Source organism: Klebsiella sp. 10982, assembly GCF_048589245.1.
Taxonomy (GTDB): domain Bacteria; phylum Pseudomonadota; class Gammaproteobacteria; order Enterobacterales; family Enterobacteriaceae; genus Klebsiella; species Klebsiella quasivariicola.
Genome location: NZ_JBMAXV010000076.1, coordinates 1 through 8797, shown reverse-complemented (window position 1 = coordinate 8797; position 8797 = coordinate 1). Strand labels below are relative to the sequence as shown.

Annotated in this window: 6 protein-coding genes and 3 pseudogenes; 5 read left to right on the top strand and 4 right to left on the bottom strand. The window is 50.3% G+C overall.

Annotation, left to right across the window (positions count from 1 at the left end; translation table 11 throughout):
* The coding region (locus ACKLKD_RS26975; RefSeq protein ID WP_133306830.1) for an integrase core domain-containing protein at positions 1–102 on the top strand (102 nt) is incomplete at its 5' end.
* A gap of 210 nt (positions 103–312) precedes the next feature.
* A complete protein-coding gene (locus ACKLKD_RS26970; protein ID WP_032413215.1) occupies positions 313–849 on the top strand; it encodes a hypothetical protein in 537 nt (178 codons plus the stop codon).
* Between the two features lie 137 nt (positions 850–986).
* Here the strand turns inward: ACKLKD_RS26970 and ACKLKD_RS26965 are convergent.
* A pseudogene (locus ACKLKD_RS26965) lies at positions 987–1263 on the bottom strand (IS3 family transposase); the annotation flags it as partial.
* Positions 1264–1607: 344 nt separating this feature from the next.
* On the opposite strand from ACKLKD_RS26965, the pseudogene ACKLKD_RS26960 reads away from it, so the two are divergent.
* Positions 1608–2348 (top strand): annotated as a pseudogene (locus tag ACKLKD_RS26960) (tyrosine-type recombinase/integrase).
* An 821-nt stretch (positions 2349–3169) separates the two neighbouring features.
* Here ACKLKD_RS26960 and ACKLKD_RS26955 read toward each other — a convergent pair.
* Positions 3170–4180, bottom strand: a complete 1011-nt coding sequence (locus ACKLKD_RS26955; RefSeq protein WP_017900946.1) for a RepB family plasmid replication initiator protein — start codon at positions 4178–4180, stop codon at positions 3170–3172.
* A 729-nt stretch (positions 4181–4909) separates the two neighbouring features.
* On the opposite strand from ACKLKD_RS26955, the gene sopA reads away from it, so the two are divergent.
* Together sopA and ACKLKD_RS26945 are read left to right on the top strand one after the other, a co-directional pair.
* Positions 4910–6076, top strand: a complete 1167-nt coding sequence (gene sopA, locus ACKLKD_RS26950) for a plasmid-partitioning protein SopA (protein ID WP_023287153.1) — start codon at positions 4910–4912, stop codon at positions 6074–6076.
* Complete coding sequence (locus tag ACKLKD_RS26945; protein WP_004117790.1) at positions 6076–7047, top strand: ParB/RepB/Spo0J family plasmid partition protein; 972 nt, start codon at positions 6076–6078, stop codon at positions 7045–7047. Before sopA ends, ACKLKD_RS26945 begins: the two co-directional genes overlap by 1 nt.
* An 811-nt stretch (positions 7048–7858) precedes the next feature.
* Here the strand turns inward: ACKLKD_RS26945 and ACKLKD_RS26940 are convergent.
* Both ACKLKD_RS26940 and ACKLKD_RS26935 read right to left on the bottom strand, forming a co-directional pair.
* Entirely contained in the window at positions 7859–8086 is a 228-nt protein-coding gene (locus tag ACKLKD_RS26940; RefSeq protein WP_032436690.1) for a hypothetical protein, read from the bottom strand.
* Positions 8087–8164: 78 nt separating this feature from the next.
* Positions 8165–8797: pseudogene (locus ACKLKD_RS26935) on the bottom strand (DUF4113 domain-containing protein); the annotation flags it as partial.

The window sequence follows — 8797 nt, the reverse complement described above, 5'->3', positions numbered from 1 at the left end:
AACTGGCGCAGGGAATATAATCATGAGAGAACGCATTCATCATTAAATGACATGACTCCGGCTGAATTCATCCGAAGTCTCCGTAAAGACGAAGCTCTCTGATTTAGCACTGCACTGAATTTGGGCCAGGGTCAAAGTTAAAAAGGAGCACACTAAAAGCCTTAGCTCTACAGAGGTTCCTCCTGGTGCTCCCTCGGGAGACTATCTAATGCTGGAGACCAGTGCTTATATTTTTGCGATGAATCAACCTAGAGGGTATACCTACATTGGTCTGGTGAAGAATTTAATCAACGAAGGTGAAGGACATATTTGGTGGAAAATATAAATAACGATGTACCACAGCATCAACCTTACCGAAATGAAAAGGTATTTAATTCCGGTAAGACAGCACTTGAGCTCAATTTTTCTGAGACAAATGGCAGTGTGAATCTTATCCTTGCGGGGCCTTTAGTATCGAAGCCGGGAAGTTTTGACTGGACTGGTCAAAAGGCCTTTTCAACAAAGCTGAGTGATGATGAAGTGATCACCTTGTGTATGGCGTTTCTTCGCCTTACTCATGAGGCTGTTCTGAAACATAAAAAAACAAAGCACCATAATAAGCAAGTCTACAAAAACGTAAAAGTTACTTTTGATGGTAAATCCACAGCAATGATGGAGGGGGGAGTTGTAGCTATCAACAAAGACGAGAGAGACATTAATTTTATACATAAAATTATTATTGATCCTGCCGCTTGCCTTCGCTTAGGTCTTTTCCTCTTGTCCGTCATACTGCCCCGAAATCCAGGGGTCCCATCTGACGCGGTTCTAACGTGCATGCGTCTTAATGCAAATGCTCAACTACAAAAGTAACTTTTCTATCTTATCATTCCCGTTTTACGGGAATTTCAAAAAAAGATACTTCCCTTAATGGGGAAAATACGCTCGGTTCATAGGATACATTAGATGTAACTATGGACTGACCCCATGCCTGTAGACAAATTCTGTCCTCACGACGAGGCCTGTTCGAAGGCCTCCGGACTGACGCCGCCGGGATGACTGTGGCGCCGGGTCCGATTGTAGAACACTTCAATGTAATCGAAGACATCCGCCCGGGCCAGATCCCGGTTTGGTATGTTCTCTTACTAATGCGTTCTTTTTTCAGTGAACTGAAGAACAATTCGGCCACCGCATTATCCTGGCAGTTGCCACGCCGGCTCAAGCTCGGTGCCAGGTTATTGGCCCGCAGAAGCGGTGCCAGTCGTCACTGCCGTACTGGCTGCCCTTACACAACCACTGACGGAACATGTTAAAGATCATTCCTGCCGATCGCATCTGGAAGGTAGCCGTTTCTCGTCTCCATTAATGCCAGTGTCAACATAGCTGTTTGTCCTGGCATTACCCCATTTCTCCCAAAAACGACGAAAGTGCCTGCAGGCCGCGTCATAACTGGTTTAAGCATAGATCTTAACCGCAAAAGGATCCTTTACGCATTTGGTTTTACCCGCAATAATGTGGGATAAGACAACAAAAGGATCCGCGCGCTGCGATTTATTGTCATGGCAGGATCAGCCGCTTCAGGCCAGAATAGCTGTATCCAAACCCGTTGTGCGCTACGTGAAAAATAACTCATGAACAGCATCATTCCCCTGCAGAATTCACCAGATCGCGTCTCCCTGCTGCCGATCCGCCCCGGGCGTTGATTTTGCGACCGCGGTGGCACTCCGGCGGATGGCCACCTCAACAGGTGCCACGCCGGCTTACCTCCTGGCGCCGGAAGTGAGCGCCCTCCTCTGGTATATGCCGGACCAGCGTCACCACATGTTGTTCGCCACCATGTGGAATACCGGGAGCCGTATCGGTGAAGCCCGGACGCTCACCCCGGAATCCTTCGACCTGGATGGTCTGCGCCCTTTTGTTAGGGTGCTTTCGGAGAAAGTGCGGGCGCGCCGCGGGCGGCCGCCAAAAGATAAAGTGCGCCTGGTGCCGCTGACGGATGGCAGTTTTGTGCGTCAGATGGAAAGCTGGATGGTCGCCACCCGCCACGCCGGCGGGAGCCGTTATGGCCGGTCACGGATGAGACAATCCGCAACTGGCTGAAACAGGCGGTGAAGCGGGCTGAAGCTGATGGCGTGCATTTTTCGATCGCCGTGACGCCGCATACCTTCCGGCACAGCTATATCATGCACATGCTTTATCACCGGCAGCTCAGGAAGGTCATCCAGGCGCTGGCCGGGCATAAGGATCCGCGCTCGATGGAAGTCTATACCCGGGTATTTGCGCTGGACATGGCTGCCACCCTGGCCGTTCCCTTTACCGCTGACGGTCGAGATGCCGCGGAGATCCTTCGCTCCCTGCCACCGGCCGGCTGAGATTGTCGGGCAGGCGGCCGGGGCTTTGCCACTTAGTGAAGGAGATAAAGACAAACGCATTCCAGACGAGGCAGAATCAGTCAGTCGCTTCTGAGTCTCTCACCGTGCCGGCTGCAGAAGCGTTACGCTTATCCAGTATGACCCGGGCATCATTCCGTCCGGGTCTGGAGAGAAATATTCATACCGCATCCCGTGTCCCCTCACCTTCTCATTGCACCATGACATCATTCGTATTAAGGAGCCCCGGTCCTCTGGTGACCAGCTGACATCTTCATACCGCAGACAATAAAACTTACTGCGATCCGGATATCAGCAGGTTACAGGGGATATACCTGAGGGCCTTTCCAACCGGGTAAGCCAGGTCGTTATTCAGTATATCGTCGGTGACTGCGTCCCGGGCCATTTCTGACAGCCATCAGGTTTCCTCTTCATGATTGCAGATATCAGTGCGAAGCTGGCTGAGGGTACGACAGGATTAACGAACTTCGGAGGACTGGTTTTAGCAACTCTTGTATGGCAATGCCGGAATCAACGCTCTGCTGAGTGGCTTCATTCAGTGCGCACCGGGGATTTACTGAAATATTGACTGTGGGATGCAGTCACGTGGAGAGCTCTCAATTGGTCGGGTAACACCCTCGTCAAACTTGCATGCTGCAGTCAATATCAGCATATTCTGGCCATAAATGACATACCGCAGTCAATATTGTCCGATCTTTACCTGCAGGAAGGAGAGCGAATATTGACTGTAGTATGCGTGATGCACCTCACAGTCAATAACTAATTGCGTATGCATACGGCAGTCATGGTAATGCATATCGCAGTCAATTTTCCGGCTTCATCGCCGATAGCGCTTCAGCAAGTTTCTGCGGATCGATGCCTGCAGCCTTCAGTGCCTTGATGACTTCGTCATAATTCTGCTCCGGCGCCTTCTCTTCTTCCTCCTTGCGCGGTACCTTCACCGTCCCGCTGATGAGTTTGGGATTGCGATAATGAACGCTAAAGTAAGTCGCCCGGCCACGTTTAAACTCGGTGTAATCCAGATAGCCGATATCCCGAAGTTGCTCCATAGCCTTTCGGACCGTGTGGTTCTGCGTATAGACATTTGAGGTAAGATTCAGCCGGTCCCGCATACGTTTCATGGAGATAGGTGCGGGATTCTGGGGAAGGCTCTCGATGTAGGTATACAGCGCCTGGGCAGATTCCTTCCGCTGCAGGGCGTCAATGGCTTTCAGCCGAAGCAGGACCCGCCTGTCCATATGGTAAAGCTCAAAGAGCTTGGGTTCAGCCTTGATCTCCACGATATCCTCGTTGATGTCATAATAGGCTGACTGCACCAGATGGGTGGTCCATCCTTTGGTCTCGCTCTGGAACTTCAGGGTAACCGAGGCGAGTTTAAACAGGGAATTGCTGATGCGATCCCGCATTTTCTTGTTTGAGCGCCGTGAGTCAAATCCACACATCTTAACGAATTCAACGAACGACAGTTCCAGGGTGTCACTTTTTACCCCATACTCAGACATCGAGCGAATGATCCCGAGCCAGACTTTAAAATCCGTGTCCATATCAAGACGCGAACCGGTGATCTTAACGTCGGTGTATCCTTCGCTTTTGGCGATGGACAGCTGTACGAGCTCCTCAGTGGCATCTGTGACGTTTTTACGGTTTGCCTTACTCCTGGAGGTTGATTTCAGGGTTGGAACGAAGAGACCGAGCCTCATGAGCGCTACCGGCTGCACAGTACTGGTACTGTTGACATCCAGCTTAACAACTTCGCCGGTTGTCTTGTCCACTTCCTGAAGATTGAGAGGTAAGCTGTTATTTTCGCTCGTCATCTTGATCCTCAACGGTTATCCACAAAAGAATGTCGTTATACGTATCGCAGTCAACGGATATACATACCTCAGTAAATACCGTTGCATATCACAGTATTAGATTTCGCATACAGCAGTCAACTTTTTACATTCCACAGTCGATCCAGTATGACGTTCAAGCCAGTTACAGCGCCTGCTGCAGCGATCCGGGGATCTCTTTAGGATCTCAATATGATCTCTTTGGGATCAATTACTGGATCGAAGCAATGAATAACGTTAATCCCCAGCCAGATCTACCCCACCACATTCAGGGTTCTGCAAGGGTAATCTGAATGCCGCATGAGTAACTCTCCCTGATTTAACATTAAATATTGACTGCGATATGTAGAATCTTCTTTTGTTGTTGACCAGCCCTCGGCTTTTAGTTTCATACCATAGTCAATTTTTCACATATCACAGTCAACTTCATGAAGATAGACTAATCCGGAGAAGTATCCGGCATCGTAGCGTTCGTGCTTTGTGCAGTCTCTGTGCTTTTCCACTTCCTCACTGCGTGAGATCGCTTACTGCGGCGAGCGGCAGTGAGAAATATTGACTGCGGTATGTGATTGAGCCTCTCTTCTCCGGTTTACAGCTTTCATTACAGTCAGCTTTGCAATTTTCAGATGACTTTGCGATTTTATTGTTGCTTTGCAAATAATCCCAAGATTTAATAAAATGATGCAAAGCGATGATTAAAGGATGCTCAGAATGGGACTGATGGATATACTTAACCAGTGCATTACTGCTGGACATGAGATGACGAAGGCTATCGCCATTGCGCAGTTTAATGACGACAGTCCGGAAGCAAGGAAGATCACCCGCCGCTGGAGAATTGGTGAAGCGGCGGATCTGGTTGGCGTTTCTTCTCAGGCAATCAGGGATGCAGAGAAAGCCGGCCGGTTACCTCACCCTGATATGGAAACCCGTGGCAGAGTTGAACAACGTGTTGGTTATACCATCGAACAAATCAATCATATGCGGGATGTGTTCGGTACCCGACTGCGGCGTGCAGAAGATGCTTTCCCTCCGGTGATCGGGGTTGCGGCTCATAAAGGGGGGGTTTACAAAACCTCCGTTTCTGTTCACCTAGCTCAGGACCTAGCCCTGAAAGGACTCCGTGTTCTTCTCGTTGAAGGCAATGACCCACAGGGAACGGCTTCTATGTATCACGGATGGGTGCCCGATCTTCATATTCATGCTGAGGACACTCTCCTGCCCTTTTATCTTGGGGAAAAGGATGATGCCAGCTACGCTATAAAGCCCACCTGCTGGCCTGGCCTTGATATCATCCCGTCCTGTCTGGCACTGCACCGCATTGAAACTGAGCTGATGGGGAAATTTGACGAAGGCAAATTACCTGCTGACCCGCACCTGATGCTCCGTCTGGCCATTGAAACGGTCGCTCATGATTATGACGTGATTGTTATCGACAGTGCACCCAACCTTGGTATCGGTACGATAAATGTTGTATGCGCTGCTGATGTATTGATTGTCCCTACTCCGGCAGAGCTGTTCGACTACACCTCCGCACTGCAGTTTTTCGATATGCTTCGTGACCTGCTTAAGAACGTGGATCTCAAAGGCTTCGAGCCAGATGTCCGTATTCTGCTTACCAAATACAGTAATAATAACGGCTCGCAGTCCCCGTGGATGGAAGAACAAATTCGGGATGCCTGGGGAAGCATGGTCCTTAAAAATGTTGTGCGCGAAACGGATGAAGTCGGTAAAGGTCAGATCCGTATGAGAACCGTTTTTGAACAGGCTATCGATCAACGTTCTTCAACAGGTGCCTGGCGTAATGCCCTCTCTATCTGGGAGCCTGTTTGCGATGAGATTTTTGATCGTCTGATTAAACCACGCTGGGAGATTAGATAATGAAGCGTGCCCCTGTCATTCCAAGACATACCACACATACTCAATCGACTGAAGATACCTCATCACCGGCGCCGGCTGCGCCGATGGTGGATTCATTAATTGCGCGCGTGGGTGCTATGGCCCGCGGTAATGCCATCTCTCTTCCGGTATGTGGACGGGAAGTAAAATTTACCCTTGAAGTGCTCCGGGGAGACTCTGTTGAGAGCGCTTCACGCGTATGGTCAGGCAATGAGCGCGATCAGGAACTACTTACCGAAGATGCTCTGGATGATCTCATTCCTTCATTTTTACTGACTGGTCAGCAGACTCCAGCTTTCGGCCGCCGGGTTTCCGATGTCATTGAAATTGCAGACGGCAGCCGTCGCCGTAAAGCCGCAATCCTGACGGAAAGTGATTATCGCATTCTGGTTGGTGAACTGGACGATGAGCAGATGGCAGCATTGTCCCGACTGGGTAACGATTATCGGCCGACGAGTGCTTATGAACGTGGTCTGCGTTATACAAGCCGGCTGCAGAATGAGTTTGCTGGAAATATTTCTGCACTTGCCGATGCGGAAAACATCTCTCGTAAGATCATTACCCGCTGTATCAATACGGCCAAACTGCCTAAATCCGTTGTTGCCCTGTTTGCACATCCTGGAGAACTGTCTGCCCGGTCAGGTGAAGCCCTTCAGAAGGCTTTTGCAGATAAAGAAGAATTACTGAAGCAGCAGGCTGAGACTCTCCACGATCAGAAGAAAGCGGGACTAATCTTCGAAGCTGAAGAGGTCATTAGTCTTTTAACATCCGTACTGAAACAATCTTCCGCATCAAGAGTTAATCTGAGCTCACGTCATCAGTTTGCTCCAGGGGCAACAGCATTGTACAAGGGCGATAAAATGGTGCTTAACCTGGATAGGTCCCGCATTCCTGCGGAGTGTATAGAGAAAATAGAAGCCATTCTTAAGGAGCTTGAGAAACTAGGAGTTTGATGCGGACACGCTTTAGTCTACGGTTATCTCCCTTTACTTCATTTCCTTTCTCACAGGCCAGAAAAAATAACTGGCCTGAATACTCTCTATGGGACCACGGTCCCACCTGCATCGTCGTTTAGGTTTCAGCCTGGGACCACGGTCCCACCTGTATCGTCGTTTAGGTTTTCAGCCTGGGACCACGGTCCCACCTGCATCGTCGTTTAGGTTTTCAGCCTGGGACCACGGTCCCACCTGTATCGTCGTTTAGGTTTTCAGCCTGGGACCACGGTCCCACCTGTATCGTCGTTTAGGTTTTCAGCCTGGGACCACGGTCCCACCTGCATCGTCGTTTAGGTTTCAGCCTGGGACCACGGTCCCACCTGCATCGTCGTTTAGGCTTCCAGCCTGGGACCACGGTCCCACCTGTATCATCGTTTAGGTTTCAGCCTGGGACCACGGTCCCACCTGTATCGTCGTTACATTATTAGTTTGGGATCGCAGTTCCATCAATGCCTGTCACGAACAGGTATTGGCATGGCGCCGGTGACCCGTTGAGCGGAGTAATCACGCAGCAGGACTGCTATTACAGGCGATGGTTAAAGCTCTGTTGGGAAATGAACGAAGCATGCATGTTGAGTGAAATCTGCAAAATTTCGCAGGGTATGCGGCTTAATTTTAAATTTCCGCCAGCATTTTTAAAGCCAGTTGCCGCCGCTGCGCGTAGGCCGGTCCTTCGTTCGGCCGGTAACCAGTTCCGGCCGTTTTTACGACCTTGGGATCACCTCGTCAGCAGTGTCTCCACTGTGATGTCGTTTGTCACGTTGTCCGATCACAAAATATATTGGTTTTGACGTTCTGTTATCAATTGCGCCAGGTCTTTTTCGTCCAGAAGATCGAGCATTTTTTCATACAGAACCGCGGGCACACAATAAAAAAACAGGCCGGTTGCTGTCAATAATAGCGACGGGTAGCCGCAGCCGGCACCGGCGCTGGCCACCGGATCGTTTTTAAGTTCGCTGACGCTGGCAGTTACATCACACAGAATGATATTTGTCATGGTTCCCCCCTGAGACAAGTCATCTGCATGATCGGTAAAGTATGATCTGGCAGCAAGTTCCGTCTGTCATTTCGCCGGTCAGAAACGGGCAACCGGCAGCTCCTTCCAGCGGGTGGTATATGCCGATGAAGGCATCTCACGTTTCATCGGCCATTCCGGGGCAATTCCTCTACCGGCAAACCATACTTTACCCAGCCCTGAGTTGTTGATCCCGTCCAGAACCATCATCAGCTCAGCACCGTGAGGCCGTGGCGGGCGTTCGTCGAACAGCTGCAGCTGCGAAACGCCAGACCCGGTGAAATCATTCAGCATAACTCCGGCTTTGGCATACCGGTGCCCATCCTTCCAGATACGCACCAGAGCCGTTGTGGCGGCAGCAATGATGTCCCTGGTGTCCTGAGTGGGTGTAAGCAGTTTCTCCGTGGCCACGTTGCTGTAGTAAGGCTCTTTAACGGCGAACGGAGACGTTTTGATGGAAACGGAAATATGCCGTCAATACTGGTGCTCTTTACGCAGCTTTTCAGAGGCCCGCTCAGCGTGCTGACAGATAGCCTGGTGGAGCGACTCGTACTCCGTGATCTTCACACCAAAACTGCGACTGCAGACAATTTGCTGTTTCGTCGGAGGGGCTTCCTCAAGCGAAAGGCAGCTTTCCCGTTCAGTTCACGTACCGTTCGCTCTAGGACCACAGAAAAATTTTTGCGGATGAAG

Bases quoted from the DNA above. Each gene is read 5' to 3' on its own strand.
- ACKLKD_RS26955 (WP_017900946.1), bottom strand. From the start codon at position 4,180: ATGACGAGCGAAAATAACAGCTTACCTCTCAATCTTCAGGAAGTGGAC.
- sopA (WP_023287153.1), top strand. From the start codon at position 4,910: ATGGGACTGATGGATATACTTAACCAGTGCATTACTGCTGGACATGAG.
- ACKLKD_RS26945 (WP_004117790.1), top strand. From the start codon at position 6,076: ATGAAGCGTGCCCCTGTCATTCCAAGACATACCACACATACTCAATCG.
- ACKLKD_RS26940 (WP_032436690.1), bottom strand. From the start codon at position 8,086: ATGACAAATATCATTCTGTGTGATGTAACTGCCAGCGTCAGCGAACTT.